This is a genomic window from Stutzerimonas chloritidismutans (genome assembly GCF_051486945.1).
GTDB lineage: Bacteria > Pseudomonadota > Gammaproteobacteria > Pseudomonadales > Pseudomonadaceae > Stutzerimonas > Stutzerimonas chloritidismutans_B.
Genome location: NZ_JAHVDX010000004.1, coordinates 1 through 19,629, shown reverse-complemented (window position 1 = coordinate 19,629; position 19,629 = coordinate 1). Strand labels below are relative to the sequence as shown.

General features: G+C 64.4%; 22 protein-coding genes. 12 read left to right on the top strand and 10 right to left on the bottom strand.

The features are described 5' to 3' along the window. The first annotated feature begins 464 nt into the window (after window positions 1–464). The 10 genes from KXR72_RS15550 (at window position 465) to KXR72_RS15505 (ending at window position 7,438) form a co-directional block, all read left to right on the top strand. Complete coding sequence (locus tag KXR72_RS15550) at window positions 465–1,127, top strand: riboflavin synthase (RefSeq protein ID WP_437422010.1); 663 nt, start codon at window positions 465–467, stop codon at window positions 1,125–1,127. 11 nt (window positions 1,128–1,138) lie between these two features. Further along, window positions 1,139–2,218, top strand: coding sequence for a bifunctional 3,4-dihydroxy-2-butanone-4-phosphate synthase/GTP cyclohydrolase II (gene ribBA, locus KXR72_RS15545; protein WP_437422009.1), 1,080 nt, complete (start codon window positions 1,139–1,141; stop codon window positions 2,216–2,218). A gap of 58 nt (window positions 2,219–2,276) precedes the next feature. After that, window positions 2,277–2,753, top strand: a complete 477-nt coding sequence (ribH, locus tag KXR72_RS15540) for a 6,7-dimethyl-8-ribityllumazine synthase (RefSeq protein WP_437422008.1) — start codon at window positions 2,277–2,279, stop codon at window positions 2,751–2,753. After that, the gene (nusB, locus tag KXR72_RS15535) at window positions 2,750–3,235 is read left to right on the top strand and encodes a transcription antitermination factor NusB (RefSeq protein ID WP_437422007.1); all 486 of its coding nucleotides are present in this window, start codon (window positions 2,750–2,752) and stop codon (window positions 3,233–3,235) included. Before ribH ends, nusB begins: the two co-directional genes overlap by 4 nt. A gap of 14 nt (window positions 3,236–3,249) precedes the next feature. After that, on the top strand, window positions 3,250–4,206 hold the full coding sequence (gene thiL / locus KXR72_RS15530) for a thiamine-phosphate kinase (RefSeq protein WP_437422006.1): 957 nt from the start codon (window positions 3,250–3,252) through the stop codon (window positions 4,204–4,206). A gap of 38 nt (window positions 4,207–4,244) precedes the next feature. Further along, a complete protein-coding gene (locus tag KXR72_RS15525; RefSeq protein WP_437422005.1) occupies window positions 4,245–4,745 on the top strand; it encodes a phosphatidylglycerophosphatase A family protein in 501 nt (166 codons plus the stop codon). 82 nt (window positions 4,746–4,827) lie between these two features. After that, window positions 4,828–5,475 (top strand): retropepsin-like aspartic protease family protein, encoded by a 648-nt coding sequence (locus KXR72_RS15520; RefSeq protein ID WP_437422004.1) that lies wholly within the window; start codon window positions 4,828–4,830, stop codon window positions 5,473–5,475. 144 nt (window positions 5,476–5,619) lie between these two features. Continuing rightward, on the top strand, window positions 5,620–6,237 hold the full coding sequence (gene ribA, locus KXR72_RS15515; RefSeq protein WP_437422003.1) for a GTP cyclohydrolase II: 618 nt from the start codon (window positions 5,620–5,622) through the stop codon (window positions 6,235–6,237). Further along, entirely contained in the window at window positions 6,234–6,641 is a 408-nt protein-coding gene (locus KXR72_RS15510; RefSeq protein ID WP_437422002.1) for a hypothetical protein, read from the top strand. Before ribA ends, KXR72_RS15510 begins: the two co-directional genes overlap by 4 nt. Then, window positions 6,638–7,438, top strand: a complete 801-nt coding sequence (locus KXR72_RS15505; protein ID WP_437422001.1) for a cobalamin-binding protein — start codon at window positions 6,638–6,640, stop codon at window positions 7,436–7,438. The genes KXR72_RS15510 and KXR72_RS15505 overlap by 4 nt, the downstream gene beginning before the upstream one ends. Here KXR72_RS15505 and dxs read toward each other — a convergent pair. The 5 genes from dxs to cadR form a co-directional block, all read right to left on the bottom strand. Then, complete coding sequence (dxs, locus tag KXR72_RS15500; RefSeq protein ID WP_437422000.1) at window positions 7,435–9,342, bottom strand: 1-deoxy-D-xylulose-5-phosphate synthase; 1,908 nt, start codon at window positions 9,340–9,342, stop codon at window positions 7,435–7,437. The two genes, KXR72_RS15505 and dxs, sit on opposite strands and share 4 nt — an antisense overlap. 94 nt (window positions 9,343–9,436) lie before the next feature. Next, window positions 9,437–10,324, bottom strand: coding sequence for a polyprenyl synthetase family protein (locus tag KXR72_RS15495; protein ID WP_437421999.1), 888 nt, complete (start codon window positions 10,322–10,324; stop codon window positions 9,437–9,439). After that, window positions 10,321–10,563: an exodeoxyribonuclease VII small subunit gene (locus KXR72_RS15490; RefSeq protein ID WP_437421998.1), complete on the bottom strand. Its 243-nt coding sequence runs from the start codon at window positions 10,561–10,563 to the stop codon at window positions 10,321–10,323. The genes KXR72_RS15495 and KXR72_RS15490 overlap by 4 nt, the downstream gene beginning before the upstream one ends. 93 nt (window positions 10,564–10,656) lie before the next feature. Then, window positions 10,657–11,442, bottom strand: coding sequence for a sulfite exporter TauE/SafE family protein (locus KXR72_RS15485; RefSeq protein WP_437421997.1), 786 nt, complete (start codon window positions 11,440–11,442; stop codon window positions 10,657–10,659). 107 nt (window positions 11,443–11,549) lie between these two features. Then, window positions 11,550–11,954 (bottom strand): Cd(II)/Pb(II)-responsive transcriptional regulator, encoded by a 405-nt coding sequence (gene cadR / locus KXR72_RS15480; RefSeq protein WP_437422499.1) that lies wholly within the window; start codon window positions 11,952–11,954, stop codon window positions 11,550–11,552. Between the two features lie 83 nt (window positions 11,955–12,037). On the opposite strand from cadR, the gene KXR72_RS15475 reads away from it, so the two are divergent. Continuing rightward, window positions 12,038–12,652 (top strand): cation transporter, encoded by a 615-nt coding sequence (locus KXR72_RS15475; RefSeq protein WP_437421996.1) that lies wholly within the window; start codon window positions 12,038–12,040, stop codon window positions 12,650–12,652. Here KXR72_RS15475 and KXR72_RS15470 read toward each other — a convergent pair. Continuing rightward, a complete protein-coding gene (locus KXR72_RS15470; RefSeq protein ID WP_437421995.1) occupies window positions 12,649–13,659 on the bottom strand; it encodes an SDR family oxidoreductase in 1,011 nt (336 codons plus the stop codon). The genes KXR72_RS15475 and KXR72_RS15470 overlap by 4 nt on opposite strands. Window positions 13,660–13,755: 96 nt before the next feature. Next, window positions 13,756–14,277 carry an ATP-dependent zinc protease family protein gene (locus KXR72_RS15465; protein WP_437421994.1) on the bottom strand — a complete coding sequence of 174 codons (522 nt, stop codon included), beginning with the start codon at window positions 14,275–14,277 and terminating at the stop codon, window positions 13,756–13,758. Window positions 14,278–14,577: 300 nt separating this feature from the next. Here KXR72_RS15465 and KXR72_RS15460 point away from each other — a divergent pair, with 300 nt between their 5' ends. Beyond that, window positions 14,578–15,459 (top strand): manganese catalase family protein, encoded by an 882-nt coding sequence (locus KXR72_RS15460; protein ID WP_437421993.1) that lies wholly within the window; start codon window positions 14,578–14,580, stop codon window positions 15,457–15,459. A 109-nt stretch (window positions 15,460–15,568) separates the two neighbouring features. Here the strand turns inward: KXR72_RS15460 and KXR72_RS15455 are convergent, their stop codons facing one another. The 3 genes from KXR72_RS15455 to KXR72_RS15445 form a co-directional block, all read right to left on the bottom strand. Next, complete coding sequence (locus KXR72_RS15455) at window positions 15,569–17,830, bottom strand: MHYT domain-containing protein (RefSeq protein ID WP_437421992.1); 2,262 nt, start codon at window positions 17,828–17,830, stop codon at window positions 15,569–15,571. 267 nt (window positions 17,831–18,097) lie between these two features. Further along, window positions 18,098–19,351 carry an OprD family porin gene (locus KXR72_RS15450; RefSeq protein WP_437421991.1) on the bottom strand — a complete coding sequence of 418 codons (1,254 nt, stop codon included), beginning with the start codon at window positions 19,349–19,351 and terminating at the stop codon, window positions 18,098–18,100. Between the two features lie 95 nt (window positions 19,352–19,446). Next, window positions 19,447–19,629 (bottom strand): TRAP transporter large permease subunit (locus tag KXR72_RS15445; protein WP_437420395.1); only part of this gene is annotated, 183 nt, incomplete at its 5' end.

The following is a 19,629-nucleotide window of genomic DNA, read 5'->3' as shown; positions in this document are numbered from 1 at the left end:
TTGCCGGCTGCAGTACCGGTTGATCTGTGATAAAAACGGCGCCGGGCCAACCAGGCCCACGTTCTCAGGGCGGGGTGAAATTCCCCACCGGCGGTAATGACGCAGTTATTAGGATGAAAGCGTAGCGATCGCTGAGCAGGCAAGGCGTGATTCGACGAGAAGGCGGGCTCTACTAAGGTCAACAAGACTCTGGTAAATGAGCACTTCGAGGAGGACCACAAGCAGCATGCTCTGCGCGCAGTAGCTTTCGATCGCGTCTAGCCCGCGAGCGCTTGCCAAGGCAAGGTCAGCAGACCCGGTGCGATTCCGGGGCCGACGGTTACAGTCCGGATGAGAGAGAGCGGGATGCCTCGACGGGCGCCGTTCGTGCGCGCGTCTACTCCCTATCGATCCGTAGCGCCCTGTTTTTCCAAAAACAGGAGTTGTCATATGCATCCATGTACCAGCCTTCTTCGGGAGGTGGCATGTTCACAGGAATAATCGAAGCCATCGGCACCATTGGTGCGATGACGCCCAAGGGCGGCGACGTGCGCGTGCTGGTCGCCACCGGCAAGCTGGACCTGACCGACGTCAAGCTCGGCGACAGCATTGCCGTCAATGGCGTTTGCCTGACGGCCGTCGAGCTGCCCGGCAATGGTTTCTGGGCTGACGTTAGCCGTGAAACCCTGGCCCGCACTGCCTTCGTCGGCCTCAAGCCCGGCAGCCGGGTCAATCTTGAGAAGGCGCTGATGCCCACCAGCCGGCTCGGTGGCCATCTGGTCAGCGGCCATGTCGATGGCGTGGGTGAAGTGGTGTCTCGCGAGGAGAACGCGCGGGCCGTGCAGTTCCGTATCCGTGCGCCGCGCGAGTTGGCCAAGTACATCGCGCTGAAGGGATCGATCACGGTCGACGGCACCAGCCTGACGGTCAACGCAGTGAACGGCGCCGAATTCGAACTGACCATCGTGCCCCACACCCTCGCCGAAACCATCATGGTCGACTACCGCCCCGGGCGGCAGGTGAACCTGGAGGTCGACCTGCTGGCGCGTTACCTGGAGCGCTTGCTGCTCGGCGAGAAAGCCGCCGAGCCAAATGCCTCGGGTCTTACGGAAAGTTTTCTTGCCGAGCACGGCTACCTGAAGAATTGAGGAGACGCCCGATGGCGCTCAACACCGCTGAAGAACTGATTGAAGACATCCGCGCCGGCAAGATGGTCATCCTCATGGATGACGAGGACCGCGAGAACGAGGGCGACATCATCGTCGCCTCCGAATGCGTGACCGCCGAGCACATCAATTTCATGGCCCGTTTCGCCCGCGGCCTGATCTGCATGCCGATGACCCGCGAGCGCTGCGAAACCCTGCAGCTGCCGCTGATGGCGCCACGCAACGGCTCCGGTTTCGGTACCAAATTTACCGTTTCCATCGAGGCTGCTGTCGGCGTAACCACCGGCATCTCCGCCGCCGATCGCGCCCGTACCGTTCAGGCCGCGGTGGCGAAGCAAGCGGTTGCAGAGGACATCGTCAGCCCTGGCCACATCTTTCCGCTGATGGCCCAGCCCGGCGGCGTGCTGGCGCGTGCCGGCCACACCGAAGCCGCGTGCGATCTCGCCCGCATGGCAGGGTTCGAGCCATCCGGCGTCATCTGCGAAATCATGAACGACGACGGCACCATGGCGCGCCGCCCGGAGCTCGAGTTATTCGCCGAGCAGCATGGGCTCAAGATCGGCACCATCGCCGACCTGATCCACTACCGGATGATCCACGAGCGCACCGTTGAGCGTGTCTCCGAGCAGCCGCTGGAAACCGAGTTGGGCCAGTTCTCGCTGGTGACCTACCGCGACAGCGTCGAGGACACCGTGCACATGGCCCTGACCCGCGGCGACATCTCGCCGGAAACGCCGACCTTGGTCCGCGTGCACAACATGGAGCCGCTGCGTGACCTGCTGATGGTCACCGTGCCCGGGCGCTGGAGCCTGCGCGCAGCGATGAGCGAGGTGGCCAAGGCCGGCAGCGGTGTGGTGCTGCTGCTCGGCAACCCGCTGACCGGCCCGCAATTGCTGGCCCAGCTCAATCGCCAGCAATCACCGACACCCGCGACCTACAGCACCGTCGGTGCGGGGTCGCAGATCCTGCGCGACCTGGGCGTACGCAAGATGCGACTGATGAGCTCGCCTATGAAGTTCAACGCGATATCCGGCTTTGACCTGGAAGTTGTAGAATACTTGCCCGCCGAATAATCAGAGGCGCCGCACAGCTCGCGGCGCCTTCGTTCTTTAAAGAGATGAGAAAGCACCCATGCCCCTGAAGACCATCGAAGGAACCTTCATCGCCCCGCAGGGCAAATACGCCCTGGTCGTAGGCCGCTTCAATAGCTTCGTCGTCGAAAGCCTGGTCAGTGGCGCCGTCGACGCGCTGGTTCGCCACGGCGTCAGCGAAGACGACATCACCATCATCCGCGCACCGGGTGCCTTCGAGATTCCGCTGGTCACTCAGAAAGTCGCCCAGCAGGGCGTATACGACGCCATCGTCGCGCTGGGCGCAGTGATTCGTGGCGGCACGCCGCACTTCGAATACGTAGCCGGTGAATGCACCAAGGGCCTGGCCCAGGTTTCCATGGAATTCGGCGTGCCGGTTGCCTTTGGCGTACTGACGGTCGACTCCATCGAACAGGCCATCGAGCGCTCCGGCACCAAAGCCGGTAACAAAGGCGCCGAAGCCGCATTGTCCGCCCTGGAAATGGTGAGTCTGCTGGCGCAGCTGGAGGCCAAGTGAGCCTGAATCACGACGACAGCCAGGATGCCCCGCAGCCCAAGGCCAAGGGTAAGATCGCGACGCGTCGCGTGGCACGCAGCCTGGCGATGCAGGCGTTGTATCAGTGGCACATGGCGGGCCAGAGCCTCAACGAAATCGAGGCGCAGTTCCGCGTCGATAACGATTTCTCCGGCGTTGACGGTACCTACTTCCATGAGCTGCTAACCGGTGTCGCTCGCGCCAAAACCGAGATCGACGGCGCCATCCTGCCGCATCTCGACCGTCCGCTCGACGAGCTCGATCCGGTCGAACTGGCGGTCCTGCGCCTTTCCACCTTCGAGCTGATGCATCGCATTGATGTGCCGTATCGGGTGGTGATCAACGAAGGCATCGAGCTGGCCAAGGTGTTCGGCGCCACTGACGGGCACAAGTTCGTCAACGGCGTGCTGGACAAGCTGGCACCTAGCCTGCGCAGTGCCGAGGTCAGCGCACACAAGCGCTGAGCCTGACCGGCCTGATGGGTGAGTTCGAGCTGATCCGCCACTACTTCGCCGCCGCCGCTTGCGCCAGGGCTGGCGGCGAAGTCGCGTTGGGCATCGGCGATGATTGCGCGTTGCTGACCGTTCCGCTCGGTGAGCAGCTAGCGGTATCCACCGACACGCTGGTCGCTGGGGTGCACTTCCCTGACCCCTGCGACCCCTATCTGCTGGGTCAACGTGCGTTGGCCGTATCGACCAGTGACCTTGCCGGCATGGGCGCGACGCCCATCGGTTTCACGCTGGCGCTGACGATTCCTACCGCTGATCCCGACTGGTTAAGTGAATTTGCCCGTGGCCTCGACGCGATGGCGGCGGGTTGCGATATGCGCCTGATCGGCGGCGACACCACGCGTGGCCCGCTGAGCATGACGCTCACGGTCTTCGGTCACGTTCCGGCCGGCGCAGCGTTGCTTCGCAGCGGTGCCAGGGCTGGAGATCTGCTTTGTGTCGGTGGTGCGCTGGGCGATGCGGCCGGTGCGTTGCCCATCGTGCTCGGCCAACAGCCGGGCTATTCGCCTGAGGCGGCGGCTCTGCTGCGGCGCTACTGGTCGCCGCAGCCTCAGCTCTCGCTGGGTCAGGCACTGCGTGGCAGGGCGACAGCGGCGCTGGATATCTCCGATGGCTTGCTGGCTGATTGCGCGCATATTGCCGACGCTTCAAACGTTTCGCTGCAGATCGAGCGGTCCCGGCTGCCTTTGTCCGACGCGCTTCGGGCTGTCGCCGGCGAAGGCGCGCTGCAATGCGCCCTGGCAGGTGGCGACGATTACCTGCTGGCTTTCACGCTGCCTGCCGAACATTTGCCGTCGCTGCGCGAAGAAGGCTGGCCTGTCCATGTGATCGGCCGTGCCGTTGCCGGCGTGGGTGTTCAGCTGCTCGATGCGGATGGTAACGCCATGAGCACCGGTGACCCGGGTTATAACCATTTCCGCGATTGAGCGACGCGTTCGCTCGAGAAGAACAAGAGGAACCTCGTTTGACCGATCCCCTGCAGCCTGCCGCAGAAGCCATGCCCATGTCGGTGTGGCGCAATCCCTGGCACAACCTGGCCTTTGGCTTTGGTTCCGGCACGCTGCCGAAGGCGCCGGGCACCTGGGGTTCGCTGGTGGCGCTGGCGTTCGTGCCGCTGTGGCAGATGCTGCCGGGCTGGGGGTACGGGCTGGTCGTGCTGGCAAGCATGCTGTTCGGAATATGGCTCTGCGGCCGGGTCGCGCAGGATCTCGGCGTGCACGATCATGAAGGCATCGTTTGGGATGAGTTCGCGGGCATCTGGATCACCTTTTGGCTGGTCCCGGCCGGTTGGCCTTGGCTGGTGCTCGGGTTCGTCGTGTTCAGGGTGCTGGACATTGCCAAACCCTGGCCCATCGGTTGGGCCGACCGACAGGTCCACGGCGGGCTGGGCATCATGCTCGACGATATCCTTGCCGGCTTTGCCGCCTGCGGCCTGATGCACCTGGCCGTGTGGCTGCTGGGCTGAGAGGCTGGGCTGTGCGTCGGGTCGCTGCGTAGTGGTCGCCGTCCATGGAAAAATATCGGCCTGCCGTTTAAGGAACCTACCCATGCGCCCGCTCTCCCTCGTTTGCGCTGTCGTGCTTATGCTGCTGTCCGGCGCCCCCCACGCCGCGCCGCGTGTCCAAGTGGTGGGGCTCTTTCCTGGCGCGGTAGTACTCAACGTCGATGGGCAACGCAAATTGGTGCGGGTTGGCCAGGTCGGCCCTGGCGGAGTCATGGTTGTCAGCGCCGACGCGACGGGCGCGGTGCTGCGGCTCGACGGTGACGAGCGGCGCTATGGCCTGTCGCGCGAACTGAGCACGGGCTTCGCTGAACCGAGCCGTGCGCAGATGAGCGTGGCCAAGGGGCAGGGCGGCCACTATTGGGTGGCGGGCTCGATCAACGGGCAATCGGTGCAGTTCCTCGTGGACACGGGCGCGACGTCGGTCGCGATCAACGAGATCCAGGCACGCCGCTTGGGCATCGACTACCGCGTCAACGGCCGGCCCATCGTGGTCGGCACGGCGAGCGGCACGGCCAAGGCCTGGCGGGTGAACCTCAACAGCGTGAAGCTCGGCGCGATCGACGTCCTGGGTGTCGAAGCCGTTGTCATCGAAGGCGCTGCTCCGACCGATGCCCTGCTTGGCATGAGCTTTCTGAATCGCGTCAGTTGGCGGGAAGAGCAGGGCGTGTTGAAGATCGAGTCGAAAATCTAGCCGAGGCGTCAAGGTCACTCGGAGGTTACGGGCGCACGGCAGCCGGGCTTCTCACCAGCGTCCATTCGTGCGCTCAACGTGGGCTCACCGGTCGGGGGACGCTGCTGTTACAATATCCGCTTTTCCGCTTCTGGAGTCTCTCCGGTGTCTGTCGTGTTCGTCGCTGCTTCCAAACTGCCGACACCGTTCGGTGTGTTTACCATGCATGGCTTTCTTGACCAGGACACTGGCAAGGAGCATGTCGTTCTGACGATGGGCGATGTGGCCGATGGCAAGCCAGTGCTTGGGCGGTTGCATTCGGAGTGCCTGACCGGCGATGCGCTGTTCAGCCTGCGCTGCGATTGCGGCTTCCAGCTGGAAGCGGCGTTGCGCGCGATTGCCGATGAAGGCCGCGGTGCCTTGCTCTACCTGCGCCAGGAGGGTCGCGGGATCGGGTTGCTGAACAAGATCCGCGCCTACGAATTGCAGGATGCTGGCGCTGATACTGTCGAGGCCAATGAGCGTCTGGGGTTCGCGCCAGACATGCGTGACTACGGCATCTGCCTGCCAATGCTCGAACATCTGGGCATCGCCGAAATCAAGCTGATGACCAACAACCCGCGCAAGGTCAAGGCGTTGCAAGGCTTTGGTATTCGCGTCGCCGAGCGCCGGCCGCTCGAGATCGCACACAACCCCTACAACCGCAAATATCTGGCAACCAAGGCCGGCAAGCTGGGCCACATGCTTGGCGAGATCCACCAGGGCGAAGCCGAACAGTCGTGACCCGCGAAGCGCGGCGCCGGCAGCTGGCGCGTGATGGCTGGCTGCAGGCGATGGCGATGATCGTGCCGGCGTTGGTCCTGGGGCGGCTCGAACCACTGGACGAGCGTTTCGGCCTGCCATTGTTCTTTGTCGGGCTTTTTACTCTCTTTCCCAGTCTGGCGCGCTTTCGCGCTTACAAGCATGGTCTGATCCATCTCGAATCGGTCATGGGCAGCGATGCCGAGCCCGGTGGCTGGGACGCGCTGCGTCGGGTTCGCCGGCGCGCGCTCATGGTCGCCTCGTTGCCCGCCTGGGTTGCGGCGATCGGGGCGCTGTTCGGCCTCGACGAAGTCCCACGCACCTTGTTGGTGGCGGGCAGCCTGGCTCTGCTGGTGCTCTATCGGGTGCCGAGGCAACTGGCGTGATTCGCCTCTGGCTCGGATTGCTGTTCTGTCTTGCCGGGCCTGCGCTCGCCGTCGAGCGGGTGGTGAGCCTGGCGCCGTCGCTCAGCGAAATCATGCTGGAGCTTGGCGCCGCGGACTTGCTCGTTGGCGTGCTGGATGGCGGCGAGCGGCCTGCAGCGTTAGCGAAAGTGCCTTCGGTTGGCCGCATCGGCCAGCTGGAAATGGAAAGGCTGTTGGCCCTGCAACCGACGCTGGTGCTGTTATGGCCGGACAGCATCAGCCGGGCGCAGCGCGAGCAGTTGGCACAATTCCGCATTCCTGTACTCGTCGCCGACCCCGCCTCGCTGGACGAATTGGCTCGGCAGTTCGCACGGATCGGCCAGCGTATCGGGCGCGTCGAAAAAGGGCGCGAGCTCAAGCAGCGATTCAATGCCGGCTTGGCTGACCTGCGCGAGCGCTACGGGCGGGCGCGGCCGGTTTCGGTGTTTTACCAGGTGTGGAATCGCCCGCTGTACACGCTCGGCGGTACGCAGATCGTCAGTGATGCGATCGGCGTGTGCGGCGGCCGGAACGTATTCGATGACCTGAGTCTGCCAGCCCCACAGGTGAGTGTGGAGTCGGTCCTGTCGCGCGATCCTGAGGTGATCCTCGCGGGCAGTGGTGCCCAGCTGGCCGAGTGGCACGCCTGGCCCCAGCTGGCTGCAGTACGCAAGGGGCAGCTCTGGGAGGTGCCTGACAAGGGGCTGGAGCGTCCGAGCTTCCAGATGCTGGGGGCAATCGAGAAGCTCTGCCAGGTGATGGCCGGCGCCGAAGCTTAGGCGATTCGGGCCGGATCGAGGATGGCGAGGCGCGTGCGGACGGCCGCTTCGATACCGCCGGCGTCCAGGCCGCATTCGCGTAGCATTTCGCTGGGCTTGGCGTGCTCGACGTAATAGTCCGGCAGGCCTAGGTGCAAGGTCGGTGTGAGCAGGCCATCGGCCGCAAGCTGTTCGCTCACTGCGCTGCCGGCGCCTCCCATGATGCTGTTTTCCTCGACGGTAACCAGCAGCCGATGGCGGGTGGCCAGGTCGCGCACCAGCGCCTCGTCCAGCGGTTTAACGAAGCGCATGTCGACAACGGTGGCGTCCAGCGCATCCCCCACCTTGAGTGCTTCGGCCAGTTGCACGCCGAAGACCAGCAGCGCGACCTCCTGGCCTTCGCGACGCACTACGCCCTTGCCAATTTCCAGCGGTTCGAGACCGGGCTCAATCGCTGCGTTCGGGCCGTTGCCGCGCGGATAGCGCACCGCGGCGGGGCCTTCGTAGTGGTAGCCCGTGGTAAGCATCCGGCGCATCTCGTTCTCATCGCTCGGCGTCATCACCAGCATGCCTGGGATGCAACGCAGGTAGGAGAGGTCGAAGCTGCCAGCGTGGGTCGGGCCGTCTTCGCCGACCAGCCCGGCGCGGTCGATGGCGAACAACACGTCGAGATTCTGCACCGCGACGTCATGGATCAGTTGGTCGTAGGCGCGCTGCAGGAAGGTCGAGTAGATCGCCACGACGGGCTTGGCGCCTTCACAAGCCATGCCGGCCGCAAGCGTCACGGCGTGCTGCTCGGCTATCGCGACATCGAAGTAGCGGTCGGGGTAGCGTTCGCTGAAGGCGACCAGGTCCGAGCCTTCCTTCATCGCCGGCGTGATGCCGGTGAGACGCGGGTCCGCCTCGGCCATGTCGCACAGCCATTGGCCAAAAACGTTGGAGTATTTCGGGCCGCTGGGCTTCTTTGGCGCGACCGGGGCGCCCGCCGGTTCGAGTTTGCTGATCGCGTGCCAGGTGATGGGATCGATCTCTGCCGGGGCGAAGCCCTTGCCCTTCTTTGTCACCACATGCAAGAACTGCGGGCCGGATAGGTCGCGCATGTTGCGCAGCGTCGCGATCAAAGTCGGCAGGTCGTGGCCGTCGATCGGGCCGATGTAGTTCCAGCCAAGCTCCTCGAACAGCGTGCCGGGGACCAGCATGCCCTTGGCATACTCCTCGGTTCGCCGTGCGATCTCCCAGGCGCCGGGTAGGCGCGACAGCACCTTCTTGCTGCCCTCGCGCATGCTCGAATAGGTGCGGCTGGAAAGGATCTTCGCCAAGTAGTTCGACAGCCCGCCCACATTGCGCGAGATCGACATGTCGTTGTCGTTCAGCACCACGAGCATGTCCGCCCCGACTTCCGGGGCATGGTTCAGCGCCTCGAAGGCCATGCCGGCGGTGAGCGCGCCGTCACCGATCACAGCGATCGACTTGCGCTTCTTACCCTGCAGGCGCGCCGCGATCGCCATGCCCAGTGCGGCGCTGATGGAGGTGCTGGAATGCCCAACGCCAAAGGTGTCGTACTCGCTTTCGCTGCGTCGCGGGAAGGCGGCGAGGCCGTCCTTCTGACGCAGACTTTCCATGCGCTCACGGCGCCCGGTGAGAATTTTGTGCGGGTACGCCTGGTGGCCCACGTCCCAGACCAGACGGTCCTTCGGCGTGTCGTAAACGTAGTGCAGCGCGATGGTCAGCTCGATCACGCCAAGCCCGGCACCGAAGTGGCCACCCGTACGCCCCACGCTGTAGAGCAGGTCCTGGCGCAATTCATCGGCGAGTGCTTCAAGTTCCGCCTCGCCCAGCCGGCGCAACCGCTCTGGTGTGGCTGCACGGTCTAGAACGGGCGTCGCAGGGCGCACCCGAGGAATCTCATGGAACGTCTTGGGCATCAGGCGAATCGTTTTAATTGGAAAAAGAGCCGCAGTTTAACTGATGGTTACAGCGAGAAGAACGACCCATATGCCAACGGTGACGCCCGGCCGCTCAGCTACGCCGTTCGACAATGAACTGGGCGAGGGCACGCAACGGCTCGGCGCTGGCCTGAAACGGCTCAACGGCGTCAATGGCCAGGTTGCGCAACTCGAGTGCGTAGCGTTTGGCATCGCCCATGCCCAACAGCGAGGGATAGGTGGGTTTGTCGCGGGCGATATCGGCACCCTGGTGCTTGCCGAGCGTCGCGGTATCACTTTCCACGTCGAGGATATCGTCCTGCACCTGGAAGGCCAGGCCGACGGCTTGCGCGTACTGTTGCAGCGCGGCGAGCGTTTTGGAGTCGGCGCGGCCGCTGGCGAGTGCGCCAAGTCGGACGCTCGCTTCGATGAGCGCGCCGGTCTTGTGACGGTGCATCCGTTCAAGTGCGGCGCGGTCGAGTTTCAGGCCGACCGAGCCCAGGTCGATGGCCTGGCCGCCGACCATGCCGGCCGGGCCTGCAGCGCGGGCGAGGCTGGTGAACATGTCCAGGCGCAGGGCTGAATCCTGGGGGTTGTGCGCAGCGGCGGCGAGCGCTTCGAAAGCCAGACTTTGCAAACCATCGCCGGCCAGAATCGCGCAGGCTTCGTCGAATGCCTTATGGGTAGTGGGCTGGCCGCGGCGCAGGTCGTCGTCATCCATCGCTGGCAAGTCATCGTGAACCAGCGAGTAGGCGTGGATGAGCTCGACCGCACAGGCGGCGCCATCCGCCTCGTCCAGATTGCCTTCCAGCGCTTCGCAGGCGGCATACACCAGCAGCGGGCGCACGCGCTTGCCGCCGTTCATGACGCTGTAGCGCATGGCCTGGTACAGGCGTTCGAGTTGGGGATGCGGCGGGACGAAAAGCGTATCGAGGCAGCGGTCGACGCGTTGCTGGCAGCGTTTTTGGTAGTCGGCAATCATGCGTCTGGGTCCGCCTCGAAGGGGACTTCCTGCAGCTTGCCGTCACGCTCGAGCAGCATCTGGACCTTTTGCTCGGCCTGGCTGAGCGCCGCCTGGCATTCGCGGGTCAGGCCGATGCCCTGTTCGAAGCAGGTCAGCGAGTCCTCCAGCGAGAGTTCGCCGCTTTCTAGACGCTCGACAAGCTGTTGCAGCTCGGCGAGGGATTGTTCGAAATCGAGGGCGACTTTCTTGCGGGCCATGGCGGAAGCGGGTCTCTGGGCTGCTCTGGAACGGTCGCGACACTAGCAGAGCTCAGCCGCATACGCCATAAGCCACACGGGCAGCTTGGGCGTTCACTGCCCAAGCGGTAGCGGCCAATAGAGCGCCTGAAAGTAATAGAGCGTCATGCCTGAACCGACCAGGATCACGAATCGGCGAAGCCAGACCGCTGGCAGCCTTTTGCTCAGCGCACCGCCGGCATAGCCGCCCAGGGTGGTCCCGATCAGAAGGATGGCCAGTTCATGGCCGCTCACCCGGCCGGCAATGACGAAAGTGGCCGTAGCCACGCTGTAGATCACCGCTGAGATCAGGTTTTTCAGCGCGTTGGCGCGAACGAGCTGGTGACCCTCGATGGAAAAGGCGGCCAGCTGGAGGATGCCCATCCCTGCGCCAAAGTAGCCACCGTAGATCGAGACCAGCCCATGCGCAGCCAGTGACGCCGGGGCATGCGGCGGCACACTGTTGCCTTCCTTGCGCCGCGCCGCGAGCCAGCGGCTCAGCCAGGGGCTCGCGGCGAACAGTGCGGTGGCAAGCAGCAAGAGCCAGGGAATCAGCATGCTGAAGACCGCATCACCACCAGCGAGAAGCAGGAGGCCGCCCAGCAGCCCGCCTGCGAGGCCGGCCAGCAGTAAGGGAATCAGATAGCGCCCAAGCGGGCGCAGCGCCGAGCGAGCTGCCCAGGCGGCTGCCAGGCTCGCCGGCCAGAGCGCGACGGCGTTGGTGGCATTGGCCGTGACTGGCGGCAAGCCCGTGGCGAGTAGTGCAGGAAACGAAAAGAAGGTGCCGCCGCCGGCGAGGGCATTCATGCCACCGGCGGCAAACCCGGCGAGGATAAGCAACAACATGTCGAACAGAGGCATTGGGGCGGCTCGCGCAGAAGCGGGAGGCGCAGGGTAGCCAAGCGATGCGCTGCCAGCCAAGCACACCCTGCGCGGCACGCCTGAACTCTGGCCGGTTTGTCGCCTGTCTAGCCGGGTGGTTGGCCGGCGCTCAGTTCGTTGAGGATGCCGCAGCCTTGTATCGCGTGCTCTCCGCTGCAGGCGTTGCGCAGCGTCTGCAACTGACGCTCCAGGGCGTGTAGGCTTTCGAGCCGGGCGCGAACGCGTTCGAGTTGTTCGTCGATCAGCAGGTTGATGTCGCCGCAACTGGCGCCGGGGTGCGTGGAGAATTCCAGCAAGCGGCGGATGTCGGCCAGGCCGATGTCCAATGCCCTGCAGTGGCGGATGAACGTCAGCTGCGCCAGCTGCCTATCGTCGTAGGCGCGGTAGCCATTGGCGCCACGTTGCGGTGGCGGCATCAGGCCGATCTTTTCGTAGTAGCGGATGGTTTCGACGTCCACGTCCGCTGCGGTACTCAGCTCGCCGATGCGCATCACGATTTCTCCGATCCGGGGCTTGACCCTGGAGCGACTCCAGGGTGTGCAATCTGGCGGACTATAGTCGAGGAGGGTGCTTCATGTCGTCCAAATGCTGTGATTCGGGGTGCGCCACGCCAGCTGTCGGGCCTGCGTTCCGCAAGGCGCTGTGGGTGGCACTGGTGATCAACTTGGCGATGTTCGGCGTCGAAATCGTTAGCGGCCTGCGCTCGGGGTCGGTCTCGCTGCTGGCCGATGCCATCGATTTCGCTGGCGACGCAGCCAACTACGCCATCTCCCTCGTAGTGCTGTCGATGGGGCTGGTCTGGCGTGCGCGCGCGGCGTTGCTCAAGGGCGTGACCATGCTCGGATTCGGCGTGTTCGTGCTGGCGCGCGCGGGATGGTCGCTGCACGCCGGCGTGCTGCCCGAACCCCTGACCATGGGCGTGATCGGCACGCTGGCGTTGCTGGCCAACGTGGCCGTAGCGCTGATGCTGTATGCCTTTCGCGAGGGTGATGCGAATATGCGCTCCGTCTGGCTGTGCAGCCGAAACGACGCGCTGGGTAACCTCGCGGTGATGGGCGCGGCGGCCGGCGTGTTCGGTACGGGCTCCAGCTGGCCGGACCTTGCCGTGGCGCTGGTGATGGCTGGGCTCGCGTTGTCCGCAGGCTATGCGGTGATCCGTCAAGCGCGTCAGGAGTTGCGCACGGCCTAGTACCGATCGCGCCGTGCGATCGAGGCGACAAGCGCCACCGCCCCGGCCGTCACCGCAGCCAGGCCGGCAACGGCCAGCTTGCCCACTGTCTCGCTGCTGAGCGCCGTGGCGTGGTGCTTGACCCCGTCATCGAAACGTCCGTCGACGCGATGCAGACCCTCGACCGGCTCGAAGAGGTTGTCTGGCTGATCGCGATGAGCCGGCTCGTCCGTCATCTGCCCGTCCCAGGCCTGCTTGGCCATCATCCGGTCGAGCAGGCCAGGCATGAACAGATTGCCGATGATCGCCTTGAACGAGGCGCCCCCCAGCCAAAGTTCTCGGGGCGCCTCCCTAGCGGCACGCAGGATGGCGCGCGCGGCGACTTCCGGCGTATGGATCGGCGGGACCGGCTGCGGGCGCCGGCTCATCTTGTTGCGTGACCAGTCGAATTGCGGCGTGTTGTGCGCCGGCAGCTGCACCATGGTCAGGCGCACCTGGCTCCGGTCATGGAGCAGCTCGCAGCGCAGCGAATCGGTGAAGCCGCGGATGGCGAATTTTGCCGCGCAATAGGCCGATTGCAGCGGGATGGCCCGGTAGGACAGGGCCGAGCCGACTTGCACGATGGTGCCGCGATCGCGAGGGCGCATGTGCCGTAATGCGGCCAGGGTGCCGTGGACGAAGCCCAGGTAGGTGACCTCGGTGACCCGTTTGTATTCCGCGGCGCTTATCTTCTGCACGGGGCCGAATACGGTGGCCATCGCGGCGTTCACCCATACCTCGATCGGCCCCAGTTCGGTCTCGATCCGATCAGCGGCGTGGTCGATTGCCTCGGCGTCGGCCACGTCCGCAGCAATCGCCAGGGTCGTTGCGCCCAGGGCGTGCAGTTCGGCTTCCGTATCGGCCAAGCCCGCCGTGCCGCGCGCGATCAGGGCAACGCGATAACCGTTGCGGGCGAAGAGGAGGGCGGTCGCTCGGCCTACGCCCGCGGTGGCTCCACAGATGACGGCGGTCGGTTGGCGGTCGTGCATGGCAAGCTCCTGGCGAAGGGTATGTTTCGCATCAGAGCTGCCTCACCGCCGTTCTGGTTCCCGATGGGGTGCAATCCGACGATGGATGACCCGGGCTCAGCCCGCCTTGCAGCTTGGCTCGCGGGTAAAGGTCCGCGCGGCGTCGACGGGCCCGACGTTTTCAAGCAGGCGGCGGCCGATGAGCACCGGGTAGTTCATCTTGTCGCGGTCGTTCAGCGAGAACTGCGCTTCATGGATGCGGTTGCCCAAGCACACCTTCATCATCACGACGGGCCGTTCTTCAGCGCCGCCCGCACCGCGGACTTTGATTGTCCGCACGACCTTGCGCTCCAGCCGTGTCTCGACTTCCTTGTCGCGCTCGATGTCCTCGAGCTCCAGGGTGAAGCGCACCCAGTCGTCGCCGTCCCGTTCGAAGCGCTCGATGTTCTCGGCGTGCATGGACGAGGTGAGCGCCCCGGTGTCGAGCTTGAATTTGACGCGAGTTTTTTCCGGCATGACTAGGCCTTCTTCAATCCAGCCCAGCGTCTCACGGGTGTCGGCCAGCGCAGACATGGCGCCAATGGAGGCAAGCAACAAGGCGGCGAGACAGGGCAGGCGGGGCGAGATCAAACGGGGCATGGTGGCACCTGAACGGTCGGAATTGACAGTAGATGCCCACAACTGGCAGACGTTCCGCTCGCTCACCTTTGCTAAGCCTAACCGCGTACTCGTGGAGTGGACGGGCGGTGCAGACCCAGGCTCGGAGCAAACATTCCATTGCCATGCACGATGCCGTGCATAGGCAAATTCAATCGGACAGCCATCCAGTTCGACGATCCACCTTACAGGGCGGGCGGCTTGCCGAGAGGCAGGCAGCAGCCCGCGCAGAAGTTCAAGGAGGCATTCACTTAGGGAAGTCCACACGTTAAGAGGTGAACTATGTTCGTCCATAACAAACGGCTTCAATACACCGTGCGAGTGGCTGGGCCCAACCCGGGCCTGGCCAACCTGATGCTGGAGCAATTCGGCGGCCCGCAAGGCGAGCTCGCCGCAGCCATGCGCTATTTTACCCAGGGCGTCGCCGAGGATGACCCAGGTCGTAAGGACATGTTGATGGACATCGCCACCGAGGAGCTCAGCCACCTCGAAGTGATCGGCTCCATCGTCGGCATGCTCAACAAGGGCGCCAAGGGCCAGATGGCAGAGGGGGTCGAAGAGGAGGCCGAGCTTTATCGCTCGCTGACCGGCAACGGCAATGACTCGCATATCACCTCCCTGCTGTACGGTGGCGGCGTGCCGTTGATCAACTCAGGTGGGGTGCCTTGGACTGCGGCCTACGTCGACACCATCGGCGAGCCCACCGCGGACCTGCGCTCGAACATCGCTGCCGAGGCGCGCGCCAAGATCGTCTACGAACGGCTGATCAACGTGACCGACGATCCAGGCATCAAGGATGCGCTGAAGTTCTTGATGACCCGGGAGATCGCTCACCAGAAGTCCTTCGAGAAGGCGCTGCACTCCATTCAGCCCAACTTTCCGCAAGGCAAGCTGCCGGGCGAGCCGCAATACGCCAACGTCTACTACAACCTTTCCCAGGGTGAAGGCGACCTGCGCGGGCCGTGGAACCAGGGCCCGGAATGGGAGTTCGTCGAGACACCACAGCCGGCAGTGGACGGTGGCGACGGCAAGCCAACCGTGAAGCTGCCCAAGGAACAGGAAAAGATCGTGCAGCAAATGGCGGTGCGGACCCAGTCCGACATTTCCGCCGACCCCATGACCGGTGCCGATCTCGGCTCTGGCGAGGCGCTAAAGAAGGGCTAAGCCTTACGTAAGGTCACACGGAGCCGATGCGACTGAGGTCGTATCGGCTCCGTGCCTTGCCGGCGTATTCACCTGGCCCATCCCTGGTTCATCCCCCCGTTCAATTACGTCAGCGGCGTGTGTGCAGCGGCACCACGACGTTCGCATTCGAGCGGCCAAGCGTTTCATACAGCGCGGCAGTGAGTGACTGTTGAGTGAAGGGCTTTGCCAGCGTATGCAGCCGGCGACCTTCCTCCGTCAGCTCGGCGAAGCCGCTGACCAGCAAGATTGGCAGGTTCGGCCGCTCGGCCTGGACGATTCTTGCGAGCTGCGTGCCGGTCATGCCGGGCATCATTTGATCGGTGATCAGCAGGTCGAATGCTCGCGGTTGGCGAAGCCGTTCCAGTGCCGCCTCGCCGCTGTCCACTGCCATGACGCGATGCCCAAGATCCTCGAGCAGTGCGGTGGTGTTGGCGAGCACCAGCGGGTCATCGTCCACCACGAGCACGGCGAGGGCCGGGATGGGCGCCGGTGAGACCTCGGCCGGTTCGGGGGCGGCAGTAGCCGGGGCCTGAGCGACACCCATCGGTAGCCACAGCTCGATCGTCGTGCCCTCACCCAGCGTGCTGTCGATTACCAGGCGACCACCGGATTGTTCAGCCAACCCGTGCGCCATCGACAGGCCGAGGCCTGTCCCCGCGCCGGGGCCTTTGGTCGTGTAAAACGGCTCGGTCGCCCGGCTCGCTGTTTCAGGGCTCATGCCCGTACCGGTGTCATGCACGATCAGGGCGACGAATTCCTGGGTCGGCCGCTCACCGGTACGCATCTGCCCTTCGATGCAGATGCTGCCGCCATTCGGCATCGCATCGCGGGCATTGACCACCAGGTTGATCAGCACCATCTCCAGCTGATTCGCGTCGACATAGGCTGGCGGCAAACCGAGCGGGAATCGCGTATCGATGCTGATATTGGCCGTGACCGAGCGCTGCAGCAATTCACGCATGTTCAGCACCACGTCATGCAGCAGGACGGAGCTGGGGTTGAGGTCCTGCTTGCGGGCGAACGCCAGCATCCGTTGCACCAGGCCAGCGCCTCGCTGCGTGGCGAGCAGGGCGTTTTCGATCAGGCTACCGGCACGCGGACCCGTGTCGCTCGGCAAGCGTTTGCGCAGCAGTTCGAGGTTGCCGCCAATTACGGCGAGCAGATTGTTGAAATCATGCGCGATGCCCCCGGTGAGCTTGCCGATCGCCTCGAGCTTTTGGGCTTGGCGAAGGGCCGCTTCGGCGTGCCGGCGCTCGGTGATGTTCACTAGCCCGCCGATGATGATCGGGCCACCGGTAGTGTGCTCGAGCCGGGTGGAGGCGAGTACGTCGATGAACGCGCCGGCGCGGGCCACGAGACGGTACTCGGCATCGAGGCACTCGCCGCGTTCGAGCAATTGAGGCCAATCCTGAGTGAGCAATTGGCGAGCGGAACGCTCGGTCATGAAGTTGATCAGCGGGCGGCCAAGGACGTCCTCTCGTCGATACCCCAAGAGGGCGAGCCAGGCATCGCTGACCGACTCCAGACGCCCTTCCTGGTCCAGCGCATGCAGGGGTAGGGGCGTCTTGCTGTAGAGCTCGCGAAAACGCGCCTCGCTCTGACGCAAGGCTGCGGCCTCTCGCTCGCTAATCGCGGCCATGCGCCTGTCATGCATCGAAGCGGCCAGTCCGAAGAACAGCACGATGAAGGTCAACCCCGCAACCGACAGGGCCAGCGTCAATAGGTCGAGGCCGCTACCGGGCGGTGCGGGCATGGCGTCGTGCAGCGGTGTAAAGCGTGCGCCGGCCATCGCCGTGTAGTGCATGCCGGACACGGCGAACCCCATCGCCACAGCCGATACCGCTTGCAGCATCAGCCGCCGGCCCTGGGCGGACAGCCAGAGTGCAACGGTGGCTGCACCGATGGCGATCAGAAAGGAAATGGCCACCCACAGCCGGTCGTAGGACAGTTCGGCATGCATCGTCATGGCGGCCATGCCCATGTAATGCATCGAACCGATCCCCAGCCCCATGAACAGCCCTCCCACGCTTAGCGTCCGGCGATTCACGCCCTGATGGCTCACGGCGAAGAAGCTGATGGCCGTTACGGCGATTGGCACCACTAGCGACCATAGTGTCAGCGCCAGGTCGTATCGGATTTCCATGCCAGGCATGCCGAACGCGAGCATCCCGACGAAGTGCATCGACCAGATGCTGCCGCCCATCGAGACGGCCGCCGAGCACAGCCAGGCATTGTGAATCCAGCCGGTCGAGGCGCGTGCGCGGCTGGCCAGGTCGAGCGCCGTGAAGGAGCCAGCGATGGCGATGAGAATGGACAGGCTCACCAAGGCCATGTTGTAGGTGGTAGGCATCATCAGCTCCGTACTGGCTTGCGAGGCTGTCGCGTTATTACTTAGACGATTCGCGCAGAGGCGCCAGGTTCCCTCATCTGCCGGCGGTGCTCGGACTTTGTGATGGGCGTGACATTAGATGACCGCGCCACCGAATGTTTACGGCGACGGCCTTGCAGTTGGGCTTTAGCGCGCAGGCATAAATAAAAAAAGGCCCGTCATCGACGGGCCAAACGAGCATCACGCGCAGGAGAGGGCGCGTATGAAGGGAGCAGCGGTGACGCGGTTTTACAGGATCGACAACGGGTACTGGATGATGAGGCGGTTCTCGTCCAGGTCTCGGGTGTTGACCTCGGAGCGGTAGCTCGAGTTACGCCACTTGAGGTTGAGGTTCTTTGCCGGGCCGCTCTGGATGGTGTACGCCAGTTCGGTTTCGCGGCCCCACTCTTCGGCGTCGTCTGTGGTGGCAGTGCGGATGTTGTCGCCGCTGATGTAACGGTTCATCAGGGTCAGGCCGGGGATGCCGACGGCGGCGAAGTTGTAGTCGTGGCGCAGCTGCCAGGAGCGCTCTTCGGCATACTCGTAACTGTTGTTGAAGCTGTCGTTGGCGAGGGTGCCGCCGCTGGTGCCATTGACGCGCATCCAGGTGTCGCCGCTGATCTTCTGCAGGCCGACGTAGAAGGTGTTGCCGCCGGTCCTGAGGCCGAACAGGCCGGAGTAGGTCTTGTTGTCCAGGTTGCCGGCACGCGCGCTGCCGTCGTCCTCGCCCTGGAAATAGCCAATGTTGGCGGTCAGGGCCAGGTCGTCGCCCAGCGGCTGCACGTGCAGCAACTGTACGTATTGCTGCTCGTAGACGTCCTTCAGCTCCGCGGTCCAGAGGCCGACGGTGGTGCGCTTGTCGTTGAAGGCGTACTCGCCGCCGACGAAATTGAAGCGATCGGAGGTGCCACCGGCGAAGCTCATGTCTTCCATGCTGGCGTCGTCGCGCGGGCTGTTCTGGCGGAACTGGCCGCCGTAGAGCGTCAGGCCGTCGATTTCCTTGGAGGTGACCATGCCGCCCCGGAAGGTCTGCGGCAGCGAGCGGCCGTCGTCCGAGCGCAGGATCGGCAGCACCGGCATCATCTCGCCGACCTTCAGCTCGGTGTTGGAGAACTTGGCCTTGGCGGCGACACCGAAGCGGCCGTAGTCATCGGCCGGGCGGCCGTCAGTATGGCGCGGCAGCAGGGCGGTGCCGTAGGTGCCGCGGCCGCCGTCGAGCTTGACGGAAAGCCCCGCCAGCACGTCGACACCGAAGCCGACCGGGCCCGGGGTGTAGCCGGACTGAACGTTGAGGATGAAACTCTGGGTCCATTCTTCGGCCTTGGAGCGGTCGTCGATCGCGTCGTCGCGGAACTCGCGGCCGATGTAGAAGTTGCGCGCGGTGACGCTTGCCTTGGTGTCGTTGATAAAGCCTTCGGCGTGGGCCAGCGGCGCGCTGCTGGCGGCGACGGCAAGGGCGAGCAGGCTCGGGGCGGTCAGTTGCTGGAGGGTTGGACGCTTCATTGTTGTTGTTTCCCTTTTTGTTGGTGAAGGTGTCGAAGGTGCCCGGCCGCGGTTCGGTGCCATGGCCGGGCGTGTTGCAGCCGCGGGTGCGGTAATCAATTCAGCCAGCGCACCAGGCACAGCGTGATAGACGGGAAGAGCACCAGGATCACCACGCGCACCACGTCGGAGATCAGGAAGGGCACCACGCCGCGGAAGGCGTCGCGCAGGCTCACGTCGCGGGCCATGCTGCTGATCACGTAGACGTTCATGCCCACCGGCGGAGTGATCATGCCGAT